The 13,013-nt window shown below is 73.3% G+C and carries 8 protein-coding genes, 2 tRNA genes and 1 pseudogene; 4 read left to right on the forward strand and 7 right to left on the reverse strand.

Annotated elements, in window-relative coordinates:
* The first annotated feature begins 419 nt into the window (after window positions 1-419).
* Together J5Y05_RS15125 and J5Y05_RS15130 are read left to right on the forward strand one after the other, a co-directional pair.
* A complete protein-coding gene (locus J5Y05_RS15125) occupies window positions 420-977 on the forward strand; it encodes a SigE family RNA polymerase sigma factor (RefSeq protein WP_210872535.1) in 558 nt (185 codons plus the stop codon).
* 127 nt (window positions 978-1,104) lie between these two features.
* Complete coding sequence (locus J5Y05_RS15130) at window positions 1,105-2,781, forward strand: long-chain fatty acid--CoA ligase (protein WP_210872537.1); 1,677 nt, start codon at window positions 1,105-1,107, stop codon at window positions 2,779-2,781.
* Between the two features lie 151 nt (window positions 2,782-2,932).
* Here the strand turns inward: J5Y05_RS15130 and J5Y05_RS15135 are convergent, their stop codons facing one another.
* Window positions 2,933-7,612 (reverse strand): PAS domain-containing protein, encoded by a 4,680-nt coding sequence (locus J5Y05_RS15135; protein ID WP_210872539.1) that lies wholly within the window; start codon window positions 7,610-7,612, stop codon window positions 2,933-2,935.
* A gap of 227 nt (window positions 7,613-7,839) precedes the next feature.
* A complete protein-coding gene (locus J5Y05_RS15140) occupies window positions 7,840-8,403 on the reverse strand; it encodes an SSI family serine proteinase inhibitor (RefSeq protein WP_210872541.1) in 564 nt (187 codons plus the stop codon).
* A 168-nt stretch (window positions 8,404-8,571) separates the two neighbouring features.
* Between J5Y05_RS15140 and J5Y05_RS15145 the strand changes: the two genes are divergently transcribed.
* Together J5Y05_RS15145 and J5Y05_RS15150 are read left to right on the forward strand one after the other, a co-directional pair.
* Window positions 8,572-8,662, forward strand: a tRNA-Ser gene (locus tag J5Y05_RS15145).
* Between the two features lie 203 nt (window positions 8,663-8,865).
* A tRNA-Arg gene (locus J5Y05_RS15150) sits at window positions 8,866-8,938 on the forward strand.
* A gap of 91 nt (window positions 8,939-9,029) precedes the next feature.
* On the opposite strand, the gene J5Y05_RS15155 is transcribed toward J5Y05_RS15150, so the two are convergent.
* The 5 genes and pseudogenes from J5Y05_RS15155 to J5Y05_RS15175 form a co-directional block, all read right to left on the reverse strand.
* Window positions 9,030-10,313, reverse strand: coding sequence for a site-specific integrase (locus tag J5Y05_RS15155; protein WP_210872543.1), 1,284 nt, complete (start codon window positions 10,311-10,313; stop codon window positions 9,030-9,032).
* Window positions 10,313-10,495 carry a helix-turn-helix domain-containing protein gene (locus tag J5Y05_RS15160; protein ID WP_210872545.1) on the reverse strand — a complete coding sequence of 61 codons (183 nt, stop codon included), beginning with the start codon at window positions 10,493-10,495 and terminating at the stop codon, window positions 10,313-10,315. Before J5Y05_RS15160 ends, J5Y05_RS15155 begins: the two co-directional genes overlap by 1 nt.
* Window positions 10,492-11,950 (reverse strand): annotated as a pseudogene (locus tag J5Y05_RS15165) (replication initiator). The gene J5Y05_RS15160 and the pseudogene J5Y05_RS15165 overlap by 4 nt, the downstream one beginning before the upstream one ends.
* 140 nt (window positions 11,951-12,090) lie before the next feature.
* Window positions 12,091-12,813 (reverse strand): DUF2637 domain-containing protein, encoded by a 723-nt coding sequence (locus J5Y05_RS15170; RefSeq protein WP_210872547.1) that lies wholly within the window; start codon window positions 12,811-12,813, stop codon window positions 12,091-12,093.
* A gap of 48 nt (window positions 12,814-12,861) precedes the next feature.
* Window positions 12,862-13,011, reverse strand: a complete 150-nt coding sequence (locus J5Y05_RS15175; protein ID WP_210872549.1) for a hypothetical protein — start codon at window positions 13,009-13,011, stop codon at window positions 12,862-12,864.
* Window positions 13,012-13,013: the final 2 nt, after the last annotated feature.

Consider the following 13,013-nt stretch of genomic DNA (forward strand, 5'->3'; position numbering starts at 1 on the left):
TCCACGCTCCGGCGCCGGTCCCTCGTTCTCCACTCGGGTGTGCTTCATGGGGTCGCAGGGCGTTCGGGCGGCGGTGCTCCGGTACCGTCGCCCGAACGTCTTCCCGTACCGCCCCCGGACGCCCGCCCACTCGCCCTGGGGCGCCCGCCCGCTCGCCAGGTGCGCCGGCCGGCTCACCCGGTGCGCGGGCCCACGCACCCAGGCCGTCGACCCGCCCGACCGGTGCGCCGAGCCGCCGGCCACGGCAGCGCAAGGGGGCGTACCCCCGTACCACCCGCAGGGGTGAACCCGCAGTCACCCCTCTCCACCCGTCCACCTTCAGGAGGTGCAGCCAACCCCACCCCTACAACCTGAGGCGGACTCCGCTTCGGGACCTGCGGCCGATCCGCCGTACACCGGCCCGCTCATAGCGTTGAGACATGACCACACCCGTCTGCACCAGCGCTTCCCAGGCCGCCACGGCAATGACGCGGACCGTTTCGTACCCCTCGTTCTCGTCGTACGTGCAAGCCCGGCAGCCGATGCTGCTGCGCACCGCCCGGTCGCTCACCGCGAACCCGAGCGACGCGGAGGATCTGCTGCAGACCGCGCTCACCAAGACCTACGTGGCCTGGGAGCGCATCGAGGACCACCGCGCCCTCGACGGCTACGTGCGCCGCGCCCTGCTGAACACCCGCACCTCGCAGTGGCGCAAGCGCAAGGTCGACGAGTTCGCCTGCGACGAGCTGCCCGAGCCGGAGCCGCTGCCCTGCGGTGACGACCCGGCGGAACGGCAGGCGCTGCGGGACGCGATGTGGCGCGCGGTCATGCGGCTGCCCGCCCGGCAGCGGGCCATGGTCGTCCTGCGTTACTACGAGGACCTGAGCGAGGCCCGAACGGCCGAAGTCCTCGGGGTCTCCGTCGGCACCGTGAAGTCGGCGGTGTCCCGGGCGCTCGGCAAGCTCCGCGAAGACGCTGAGCTGGGGTTTATTCGATGATGGGGTGATATGTGACGGTACGGTGGGAGAGTCTGAGGGCTCCGGCAGGTGATCGATCACCCGGACCTAGTGACATACCGCGCGGTATGTGCGCAGAATCGGCGCACCCCTTACCGCCGCGTAGGCAATGTCGCCCCGGGAGGACACCGTGCTGAGCACGATGCAGGACGTACCGCTGCTGATATCGAGGATCCTGGCCCACGGGTCGACGATCCACGGCACTTCCCAGGTGATCACGTGGACCGGTGAGGGCGAGCCGCAGCGCCGTTCCTTCGCCGAGATCGGCGCCCGCGCGGCCCAACTGGCCCACGCCCTGCGCGAGGACCTCGGCGTCCGCGACGACCACCGGGTGGCCACCCTCGCCTGGAACAACGCCGAGCACGTCGAGGCGTACTTCGCCATCCCCTCGATGGGCGCGGTCCTGCACACCCTCAACCTCCGCCTCCCCGCCGAGCAGCTCGCCTGGATCGTCAACCACGCGGCCGACCGGGTGGTGATCGTCAACGGTTCGCTGCTGCCCCTGCTCGCCCCGCTGCTGCCGCACCTGAAGTCGGTCGAGCACATCGTCGTCACCGGGCCGGGCGACCGCTCCGCGCTCGACGGTGCCGGCGTCCCGGTGCACGAGTACGAGGAGCTGATCGCCGGGAAGCCGGACACCTACGACTGGCCCGAGCTGGACGAACGCACCGCCGCGGCCATGTGCTACACCTCCGGCACGACCGGCGACCCCAAGGGCGTGGTGTACAGCCACCGTTCCATCTACCTGCACTCCATGCAGGTCAACATGGCGGAGTCGATGGGACTGACCGACCAGGACACGTCGCTCGTGGTCGTCCCGCAGTTCCATGTGAACGCCTGGGGGCTGCCGCACGCCACCTTCATGACCGGCGTCAACATGCTGATGCCGGACCGCTTCCTCCAGCCCGCACCGCTCGCCGAGATGATCGCGGCGGAGCGGCCGACGCACGCCGCCGCCGTGCCCACCATCTGGCAGGGACTGCTCGCCGAGCTGACCGCACGGCCGCGCGACGTCTCGTCCCTCACCCAGGTCACCATCGGCGGTTCCGCGTGCCCGCCCTCCCTGATGCGGGCCTTCGACGCACTGGGCATGCGCGTCTGCCACGCCTGGGGCATGACCGAGACCTCCCCGCTCGGCACCGTGGCCCGGCCGCCGGCCCACGCGATCGGCACCGACGAGGAGTTCGCGTACCGCGTCACGCAGGGCCGTTTCCCGGCCGGCGTCGAGGCCCGCCTCACCGGACCCGGCGGCGAACGCCTCCCCTGGGACGGCGAGTCCGCCGGCGAGCTGGAGGTCCGCGGCGCCTGGATCGCCGGCGCCTACTACAACGGCCCGGACACCGAGTCGCTGCGCCCCGCCGACAAGTTCAGCGAGGACGGCTGGCTGAAGACCGGCGACGTGGGCACCATCTCCCCGGACGGGTACCTCACCCTCACCGACCGGGCCAAGGACGTCATCAAGTCCGGCGGCGAGTGGATCTCCTCCGTCGAACTCGAGAACGCCCTGATGTCGCACCCGGAGGTCGCGGAGGCCGCCGTCGTCGCCGTCCCCGACGACAAGTGGGGCGAGCGCCCGCTGGCCACCGTCGTCCTCAGGGAGGGCTCCACCGCCGACTTCGCCTCCCTGCGCGCCTTCCTCGCCGACGAGGGCAAGATCGCCAAGTGGCAGCTCCCGGAGCGCTGGACGATCATCGAGTCGGTGCCGAAGACCAGCGTGGGCAAGTTCGACAAGAAGGTGCTGCGCCGCCAGTACGCCGCCGGAGACCTGGACGTCACCCGGCTCTGACCGGTCGGCTCTGACCGGTCGGTCCGGCCCGCACCACGGCCGGCCGGGCCTCACCGGAAGCCGCGAGCCGCACCCCGCCCCCGGCCGAGCCGCACCCCACCACTGCCCCGCCCTCGCCGATGGCACCGCCCGCGGCGGGGGCGGGGCAGGGTCAGTTGGTCCCGATGCGCGAGAGCAGGTCGACGATCCGGGTCTGCACCTCGTCGCTGGTGGAACGCTCCGCCAGGAACAGCACCGTCTCCCCGGACGCCAGCCGCGGCAGGTCGGCCGGCCCTATGGCGGCGGTGTAGACGACGAGGGGGGTGCGGTTGAGCTGCCCGTTGGCGCGCAGCCAGTCGACGATCCCGGCCTGGCGCCGGTGTACCTGCATGAGGTCCATGACGACGAGGTTCGGCCGGAAGTGCCCGGCCAGCGCCACCGCGTCGGTGTCGCTCGCGGCGCGCGCCACCTGCATCCCGCGCCGTTCCAGCGTCGCGGTCAGGGCGAGCGCGATCTCCGCGTGCTCCTCGATCAGCAGGACGCGCGGCGGGTGCTGTTCGCTGTCCCGGGGCGCGAGCGCCTTGAGCAGGACGGCGGGATCGGCGCCGTAGGCCGCGTCGCGCGTGGCCTGGCCGAGCCCGGCCGTGACCAGCACCGGCACCTCGGCGGCGACCGCCGCCTGCCGCAGCGACTGGAGCGCGGTCCGCGTGATCGGCCCGGTCAGCGGGTCCACGAACAGGGCGGCCGGGAACGCCGCGATCTGCGCGTCGACCTCCTCGCGGGAGTGCACGATCACCGGCCGGTAGCCGCGGTCGCTCAGCGCCTGCTGGGTGGAGACGTCCGGCGCGGGCCAGACGAGGAGGCGGCGGGGGTTGTCCAGCGGCTCCGGGGGGAGTTCGTCGTCCATCGGCTGCGGACGCGGCGGGTCCGCCACCTCCACGGCACCGCCGGGCCCGTCGAGGGGCTCGGGGCCCTCGGCGGCGTTCTCGTCCGGCGCCCCTATGGCGTACGACCGTCCGGGGCCCTCGCCCGCCGGAGCGGGACGGCCCTGCGACCCTCCGCGAGACGGCGGGGGCGGAGTCTCCGGGCCCGGCCCGGGTGCCTGGACCTGCGGCTGGGGCTGGGCGGTGCCCGGACGCTGCGGGTGCGCGGACTGTTCGGGGCGCCCGGCCGCGGCCGGGTCGGGCGGGGTGCCCAGCTTGCGGCGCCGTCCGGAACCGCCCGGCTGCTGCGGGGCGGGCGTGGCCGACGGCTGCTGCACCTGTACGGCCTGACGGTTGAACGGCACGCCCTGGCCGAGCGTCCGTACGCTGATCGCCCGGCTCTGGGTCGCGTGGGCGTCCGCCGGAGCGGCGGCTTCCGCGGGGAGGGGCTGGGCCGCGCGCGGCGTGTTCTCCGGCGGGAGCGGGGTGCCCCGGCTCGGCGTGAGGGCCGGGGCCGGTGCGGGCTGGGGCGCGGGGGCCGCGACGCCATGCGGCGCTACGGGGGTGCCGGCGTCCGGAGTGTCGGCGGTGGCGGGCCACGGCTGCGGGGCCGGGGTGCGCTGCGCGGCGGCGGCCGGCTGCGCGGGCTGGGCGGCGGGGGGAGCCACGGCAGGCCCGGCGGGCTGCGGGGCAGCGGCCGGTACGGGCTGCGCGGCGGGCGCCGGCTGCGCGCCGGCGGCGACGGCGGGGGCCACGGCGCCCGGAGCCACGGGAGCGCCCGGTGCCGGCGCGGACTGCGCCGGAGCCGCCGGTACGGGGGTGCCCTGGGCGGCGGGCGGGGCGGCCACGGCCCGGCGACGGCGGCCCGTCGGGGCCTCGGTCGGATGGGGCTGCGGCGGCGTGTGGTCGTCGTCCTGGTCGTGCGCCACGGAGTCGTGCCGTCCGTCATCGCCCGGCGTGGCACCGGGGGCGGCCGGCACGGGCGCCGCGGCGGGCAGCGGAAGCCCGCCCGCCGGCACCGGCACGGGCCCCTGACCCACCGGGGGTACGGGCCCCGCCTGTCCCACGGGCGCCGCCGGTCCGGGCATCGGGACCCGGCCCGTCTGCCCCGCCGGAAGCGGAGCCGGAGCCTGACCGGGCACAGGAACCTGCCCCGGTACGGGGACCTGCCCCGGCACGGGAACCTGACCGGCCACCTGCCCCGGCACCGGGAACTGCCCGGCGGGCCCGGCCACGGGCGGCAGAGGCGCCCCCACCGCACCGGAGGCCCCGGCCACCGCACCCGAGGACCCGGCGGCGACGCCCGTACCCGGCGCCACGACACCCGCGGCACCCACGACGTTCCCGGGCCCCCCGGAACCGCCCGCACCCGCCGCGACACCCGCACCCGGCTCCGCCGGAACCTCGGCTGGCCGGTCCGCCTCGGCGGGCGGCAGGGCGAAGACCTGGCGGGGAGCCGCCTCCTGCGCGGCGGCCCGCTCGTTCGCGGAGGCCAGCGCGCGCCGCCGGCGTCCGGTCGGCTGGGAACCGTCGGCCGGGACCGCCTCGCCGGCCTGCGCGGGCAGCGCCGGGGGCAGCGCCTGCTGCGCACCGTCGGCCTGCCGCGCCCGGCGCCCGGTCCCCGCCGGCACACCCTGCGCGGGCGCGGGTACGCCCTGCGGGGGCACGGCGGTGCCGCCGAGCCCGGTGTTGGAGGCCGCGGCACCCGCCGCGTGTTCGGCGGCCGTGACGACGGCCCCCTCGGACACGCCGCCGGCCACCGCCGGGAGCGCCGGCACGCCGGAAGCGCCCGCGTCCTCCGCGGGCCGGCCGCGCCGCCGCCCCGTACCGCCGGCACCCTCGCCCGGCGTCGCCTGGGCCGGGACCGGCGCCGTCTCCTGGCCGGCCGCCCTGCGCCGGCGCCGCCCGGTGGGCGCGGTGCCCTCCGTCCCGGGACCGTCGGCCGGGGTCTCGCCCTCGCCGGACGCGCCCCCCACCTCGCTCTCCAGGAAGGCGTCGACGGAGGACCGCCGGGCCCGCCGCCGCCCGCCGCCCGCCGGAACCTGCCCGGCATCGGCCTCCGGCCCCTCCACCACACCCGGAGCCGCCACCGGGGCCACACCCGGCGCCACACCCGAAGGGGCGACCGGCGCCACACCCGGGACCGCACCCGGAGCCACGTCCGGGGCCGCCCCTGTCGGAACCGCGGCCCCCGCCGCGTCCGGGACGGCGACCGGGGCGCTCTCGATCGCGGCCGGGGCGGGTGCCGCGGAGGGCGCGACGGTGCCCGCGCCGCCGCCGATCGGCACCTCCAGGACGTAGGCGCTGCCGCTCATGCCGGGCACCTCGTGCGTCTGGAGCACCCCACCGTGGGCGCGCACGATGCCGCGCACGATCGGCTCGTGCACCGGGTCGCCGCCGGCGTGCGGACCGCGCACCTCGATGCGCACGACCTCGCCGCGCTGCGCCGCCGCCACGACGACGGTGTTGTCCAGGTAACCGCCCGCCGACAACTGCGTGTTGCCGGTCGCGTCCACGCCCGCCACGTCGGCGACCAGGTGCGCGAGCGCGGTGGCGAGCAGCCGGGGGTCGACCTCGGCCTCGATGGGCGGCGCGTGCACGGCGAACTGCACCCGGCCCGGCCCGATCAGCTCCACGGCCCCGTCGACGCCCGCGGCGACGACCGCGTCGAGCATGACCTTCGTACGGGCGATGGTCTCGGCGCCGGTGTCGAGCCGCTGGTAGCCGAGGACGTTGTCGATGAGGGTGGTGATCCGCGAGTAGCCGGCCGTCAGGTGGTGGAGCACCTGGTTGGCCTCGGGCCAGAGCTGCCCGGCGTCGTCGGCGGCGAGCGCGGCCAGCTCGTGGCGCAGCTCCTCCAGCGGGCCGCGCAGGGAGGTGGCGAGCAGGGTCAGGAGCTGGTCGTGCCGGGCGGCGAGGGCCTCGTAGCGGTCCTTCTCGCGTTCGCCGAGGGCGGCGTAGCGGTCCTCGTGGGCGGCCAGTTCCTCGGCGTGCGCCTCCTGGAGGTCCTCGATCTCGGAGACGTGCTGCTGGCGCAGCGCGGTCAGCTCGGAGCCGTGCTCCTCGGCCAGCCGCTCCAGTTCCTCGGCGTGGCGCTCCTCGGCCTCCTCGTGCTCCTTGACGAGTTCGTCGTGGGGCCGCCGGTCGGTGAAGGTCATCACGGCACCGACGAGCTGGTCGCCGTCCCGGACGGGCGCGGTCGTCAGGTCGACGGGGAGCTGGTCGCCGCTCTTGGAGAACAGCACCTGCCCGCGCACCCGGTGCTTGCGCCCGGAGCGCAGCGTGTCGGCGAGCGGCGACTCGGCGTACGGGAACGGGGAGCCGTCGGCGCGGGAGTGCAGGACGAGGGTGTGCAGTTCGCGCCCGCCGAGGTCGCTCGCGCGGTACCCCAGGATCTGGGCCGCGGCCGGGTTGACGAGGACGATCCGCCCGTCGGTGTCGGTGCCGACGACGCCCTCGGAGGCGGCCCGCAGGATCATCTCCGTCTGGCGCTGCGAACGGGCCAGTTCGGCCTCGGTGTCGACGGTGCCGGAGAGGTCGCGGACGACGAGCATCAGCAGTTCGTCGCCGGTGTAGCCGGAACCGTCGTACGCCTGCTGGCCGTTCTCCAGGTTGGCGCTGGCGACCTCGACGGGGAACTCGCTGCCGTCGGTGCGACGGGCGACCATCCGCGTCGGCTTGGTGCGTGCCCGGGGGTCGACGTGGTCCGGCCGGCGCATGGACCCGGGGATGAGCCGCGAGTCGAACTGCGGCAGCAGGTCCAGCAGCCCGCGTCCGACCAGCGCCGTGCCCGGCGCCTCGAACGCCTCCAGGGCGATGGAGTTGGCGTTGACGACGGTGCCGTTGGCGTTGACCAGGACCAACGCGTCCGGCAGGGCGTCCAGTATGGCTGCGAGGCGAGCAGCGCCTCGGGATGGCCTGCTGCTCACGAGACGCTTCCCTCCTGGTTACCGCACTTTCCGACCGCCTGGGCCATCTTGCCAACCGGCTCGCGGCGTGTCACGCGAGGGAGTCTATGCGGTGGGCCACGGAGCGCGGCGCGGGATGAGAGGGAGGTCGCACGACGAAGTGAGGCAGAAGGTGTGACCGGACGCCCGCCGGGGCGCGCGCCGCGAGCCGGTACGCGCCCCCTGTGCCCCGGCGCCCCGTCCCGCCGCTACGCCCCCGCCCCCGGCGCACGCAGATCGGGCAGCAGCGGCACCATGCGGTCCCAGCGGGAGATCTCGCAGCCGTTGCTCCGGTCGTACGTGGCGTCGACCGCACGCCCGTCCCAGACACCGGTGACGTGCGCGGTGGCGGGGCCTCCGTACTGAAGGGTGCAGAAGCTGCCCTCCGGCACCGGCGCGAAGGTCTCCTGCCCCCAGCGCGCGTTCCCGTCCACCACGGCGCAGGCGCCGTCCGGGTCGGGGTGGCTGCCGCCGCCGGGCCGGCAGTACAGCTCGTACGTCCCGTCCGCGCCGGGGCCGGCGCCGCGCACGGTGATGGTCAGATGATCGCCGGCCGGCTCCTCGTCGCGCAGGTGCGGCGGCACCGGCGACCAGACGCCGGCACCCGTCCCGGCGAGGAGGCCGGCGCCGACACCGGTGACGTGGCCGGAACGGTGCCCGGTGAAGGGCCCGGCGTCGGCGTACGCGGCCGAGGAGAGGGAGGCGAGCGCGGCGACGGACACCACGACGGTGCCGAGGCGGCGGACGGCGGAGTGAGAGATGAGCTGCACCATGCCCTGATCAACGCGCGGGCCTGCCGGACGTTGCGGGGGACCCCTCCATAAGGGCTTTGCCGTGCGGCCTGCCTGCCAGTACCGTAGGGGTCGATTGGTGACACCCCGCTCCACTGTGTCATCATCGGCACGCACCACTCGCGCTCGTGCGCGAAGGGTGATGCGTCTGGAGGCGTCGCCTAGTCCGGTCTATGGCGCCGCACTGCTAATGCGGTTTGGGTTTTAACACCCATCGAGGGTTCAAATCCCTCCGCCTCCGCACCGCACACCGAAGCCCCGGCCCCACGGCCGGGGCTTCGGCGCGTCCCGGGCTTGCCCACAGCGCCCGCGGAGCCGTTTTCGCAGGTCACAAGGGGTGTGGCCAATGGATTTCACATGACGGCGGCAGTCATGTAATGTTCTTCCTGTCGCCGCGAGCGGGCCGAAAGGACCAGGAACCGGCGAAATAACCGAAGAAGACACGCACTCGTAGCTTAACGGATAGAGCATCTGACTACGGATCAGAAGGTTGCAGGTTCGAATCCTGCCGAGTGCACAGCACGTCAGAGGCCCTGTGGAGGAATCCACAGGGCCTCTGGCTTTTGGCTTGACGGCAGACTTTGACGGCAACCGCCTTCGGGAGCGAATCAGACGGCTACCGGGACACCGGCCGCACCGTCGTCATCGTCCGGCTTGTTGCCGTCACCCCTCAGCGCATCCCCGACCCGATCGAACGCCGAGCGCTGCGAGTCGAGCCGCACGAACGTGTAGATGTCCATGGTCACGCGGATCGAACTGTGGCCGAGGACTTCCATGATCATGCGGGCGTCGGCGCCCTGTTCGTGGAGGAGCGAGGCGCAGGTGTGGCGCAGGTCGTGGAAGCGGACCTTGCGGACGCCGGCGCGGACGCACAGCACCTCGAAGGAGCGGTTCAGGTTGCGCGGCTCGATGGGGGTCCCGTTCTTGGTCGTGAAGACGAGGTCCTGACCTGTGCCCTTCCAGTTGTCCCCCGCGCCCTTCCGGTCGGCGATCTGCTGGGCACGCTGAGCACGGAGCGCCGTCACGCACTCGGCCGGCAGGGCCACGCGACGGGCCGAGCGCTGAGTCTTCGGCGCGACGAGCAGCAGTTCCCCGCCGACGCGCTGTAGGGCCTGCCGAACGGTGAGCACGCCTTCGTGAAGGTCCACGTCCGACCAGCGCAGCCCCAGCAGCTCACCGCGCCGCAGGCCGATGCGGACCGCCAGTTCGTACGTGGCCCACAGGCGGTTGTCCCGTGCTGCCGCCAGGAGCTGACGCCCCTCCTTCGCGGTGAGCGGTTCGATCTCGCGCTTCGTTCCCATGCTCAGCTCCACGTTCCGGGCCACGTTGCGGGGCAACTCGTCTTCGCGAACGGCGTGCTGGAGAGCGGCACGCAGGATCACCAGCAGGAAGCGCACGGTTCGGTCAGACGGGAGCTTCTTGCAGCACTTCCGAAGGGCGCAGCAGCGCCGCTTGTGCTCCGGCCGTTTCTTGTCCTTGCCCTGCGCGCAGCACTGGCAGGTGACCGCCGTCTTCGCGAGGAAGGCGCGGATGTCGCGGGTGGTGAGCCGGACCAACTTCTTCTTGCCGAACTCCGTGGTGACGTAGTTGCGCACGAGGGATTCGTAGTTGACGTAGGTCGTCCTGCGGACCTTGCCCTTGGCGACGTTCGTCAGCCAGTACGTCAGGTACTCGGCGATCGTCATCTTGTTGGTGGCGACCGGCAGGCCGTTGAGGGAGTCGGCCTTGAGCTTGGTCAGCTTCTCGTGAGCCTCGTCCCAGGTCTTGCCATAGACGCTGCGCCGCTTGTACGTGCCGTCCGTCGTCAGCACGTATGCACTGCCCTCCCAACGGCTGTCCTTGCGTTGGTAGATGGTGCCCTCGTTGTTGGCGTTCTTCTTCGGCGTGGCCATCAGGCAGCTTCCTGTTCGGTCTGGAGGGATATGTAGGCGTGCACGGCGGATTCGCTGATACGGCGGCAGCGGCCGATCTTGAAGGAGGCGAGTTCGCGGGAGCGGATCAGGTCGTGGACCTTCCAGCGGCTGATGCCGAGGCGCGTCGCGACCTGGTCCACGGTGAGTACGGCTGTAGTCATGCAGGCTCCAGCCCTTCGTGCTTGCGGCGTTGGGCCTGGTAGATGTCGTGGCGGGTCTGGTTGGCGAGGAGTTCTTCGCCGGGGCGGTAGCCCGAGGCGAGGTAGGCCCAGGAGGCTTCGGTGACGAGGACGGTGTCCAGGGTGGGTGCGGGGTGGCCAGCGCGGGTGCGGGCGGCTTCGGCTTGGGCGAGGTGCCAGGCGCGGCGTACGTCGCGGAGGGCGCCGAGGGTGGTGGAGTAGGCGCGGGACTTGGTGGAGAAGTGGCCGCGGAAGCCGAGCATGTGGGCCCACTTGCAGAGCTTGAGGTCCGCGAATTCGGGCAAGCCACCGAGGTCCCAGGCGGTGCGGATCATCTGGCGAACGTGCTGGTGGACGGGCAGGTCCCGCAGGGGTTCGGCCTGGCGAGTGCCTTCGCAGTCGGGGCACAGGTCCCGAATACGGCCGCCGACGGTGCCGTGGCCGGAGCAGGCGCGGCAGACCAGGGAACGGTCGACGGTGCCGGAGTCCTCAGCGCTCTTGGTGGCGTACTTGGCGACGTATCCGGCCACGGCGGCGTCGGTGAGTTCGCCGTCGCCGAGGGCGGTGATCTCCTGTACGTCGAGCATCTGTCCCCAGCGGATCTCGTGGTCTCCGACGGTGTCGGAGGCGACGGTGAGCGCGGTGCGGGGGACGGCGGTGCGGATGCCGTGGGTGAGGTCGTCCACAGTGGCCCAGGCTGGTGGGGAGCTGGTGTGGCCGTCGGGGCCGTCGATGCGGATGACGGCGTGGAAGTGGACCAGGCCGCGCTTTTGGTACTCGGCGACCTTGGCGAACGACACCCGCAGAACCTGTTTCATGTCCTTCTGCGTGATGCCGAAGTGGGCGGCCAGGGCCCGGCGGAGGTTGAGGGTGAAGCGGGCCCACAGGGCTCCGGCGTGGGCGTTCCACAGCACGGCGCCGGTGTAGTCGTAGGAGGCCGGGTGCAGCGGTGTGCCGAGTTCGGGGGCGTCGTCTGCGTGGCGCTGGCCGCAGCGGCAGGCGCGCGGCTTGCCGGCCTTGGTGGTGGCCCGGTTGTGGACGGGGCCGAACGAAGGGGCGGTGAGCGTGGCGAAGACGCGAGGGTGGGTGCGGACGGTTTCGGGGACGTTCTTGCCCCCGGAGAGTCCGGCGCGGATGAGCTGGTAGGTGTCGGCTGCGTAGACGCGGGAGCAGGTGGCGCAGCGGGAGGCGCGGCGGTTGCCGCAGGTGGTCAGCAGGCGTCCCGTGGGTTCGGCGCTGGTGGAGTACGAGCGGGATCGTTTCGCCGGTGGCTGTGTCGCGGGTGCGGGTGTGGCCGACGAGGTTGACGGGGCGGGTGCAGCCGCGCAGGCGGGAGACCTGGTCGCGAGTGCGGTCGAAGTCGCCGAGGTTGGCCAGCTCGATCAGGTCCCGGACAGCGGGGCTGATCACGTGCCGCAGGTCGAGGTCGCGGGGCATCGGCAGGTGCATCCTTTCCGCTGATGGAGGGCCCCGGGCAGCACCGAGGCGGGGGCCGGGTGCTGCCCGAGGGCGTGACGGGTCAGGCCCAGGGGGCCAGGGGGCCAGGGAGGGAAAGTGCCGGGAGGCCGGCGGGAGGGTCAGGCGGTCAGGGCCGCGTGTACGGCGGTGGCCAGAGGCAGGCTTACGCCGAGGCGAGCCTTGAGCTGGGCCGCGGTGATCGGCTGGCCGTGTGCGGCGCGGTGGGCGTCGGCGATCTCGCGGGCGGCGTCGAGCAGGGCCGGGGCCACCTTGACCGGCGAATGTGGCGCAGCCACTGGAGAGAGGGCGGGGGCCACCGGGGCGGGAGCCGGGGGCATCGCCGGTTCGGGGGCAGGCTCCGGGGCAGGAGCGGCTTCGGTTGGGTCGTCCTTCGGCACGGTTTCCCTGCTCGGCTCCGGAAGGGCGACGGGGGCAGGGGTGGTGACGGCGTGGAAGTGGCGCAGTAGCGCGGGGCCGACGGCACCCCAGCCGAGGAGGAGCAGCGGGGCGACGGCGTCGACGCAGGCGCGGCCGTAGTGCCCGGCGATGATGGGTTCGGCGATGTTGAGGGCGAGGGTGAAGAAGCCGGAGGTGTGCATCAGCCGGTTTGCGCCCTTGAGATCTTCGGCGGGGACGCCGCGCAGGGACAGGTGGCGCAGGGCGACCAGGAGACCGAGGACGGACAGGTCGACCATGGGGGCGATCAGGGGTGCGATCGGGTTGGGGACGCCCAGGCGCAGGGCGAGGTTCCAGACGTTGCCGAAGGAGAACACGAACGCCAGCAGGGCGATGACCGCCATGACTACGGTGATCGTGCGCTGAGTGATCCGGTCTTCTGACATGAGGGGTTTCACCTCCTTCCAGGACGAGTCGGGGGCAAGAGCAGGGGGTCAGTTGCGGTCGAGGCTGGCCCGGTGGGCGGCGTTCGGCCCGAGGTAGGTTTCCAGAACCCGGCGTTCGCTGGCGTTGGCGACGCGGTAAGCGGCGATGCCGATCCGACCGGCCTTGTCATAGTCCTGGGCGGTGATCGCCTTGCGCATGT

Origin of the sequence: Streptomyces tagetis, assembly GCF_018069565.1 — a bacterium.
Classification (GTDB): domain Bacteria; phylum Actinomycetota; class Actinomycetes; order Streptomycetales; family Streptomycetaceae; genus Streptomyces; species Streptomyces tagetis.

Bases quoted from the DNA above. Each gene is read 5' to 3' on its own strand.
- J5Y05_RS15155 (WP_210872543.1), bottom strand. From the start codon at position 10,313: ATGGCCACGCCGAAGAAGAACGCCAACAACGAGGGCACCATCTACCAA.
- J5Y05_RS15160 (WP_210872545.1), bottom strand. From the start codon at position 10,495: ATGACTACAGCCGTACTCACCGTGGACCAGGTCGCGACGCGCCTCGGC.
- J5Y05_RS15130 (WP_210872537.1), top strand. From the start codon at position 1,105: ATGTCGCCCCGGGAGGACACCGTGCTGAGCACGATGCAGGACGTACCG.
- J5Y05_RS15125 (WP_210872535.1), top strand. From the start codon at position 420: ATGACCACACCCGTCTGCACCAGCGCTTCCCAGGCCGCCACGGCAATG.
- J5Y05_RS15175 (WP_210872549.1), bottom strand. From the start codon at position 13,011: ATGCGCAAGGCGATCACCGCCCAGGACTATGACAAGGCCGGTCGGATC.
- J5Y05_RS15170 (WP_210872547.1), bottom strand. From the start codon at position 12,813: ATGTCAGAAGACCGGATCACTCAGCGCACGATCACCGTAGTCATGGCG.
- J5Y05_RS15140 (WP_210872541.1), bottom strand. From the start codon at position 8,403: ATGGTGCAGCTCATCTCTCACTCCGCCGTCCGCCGCCTCGGCACCGTC.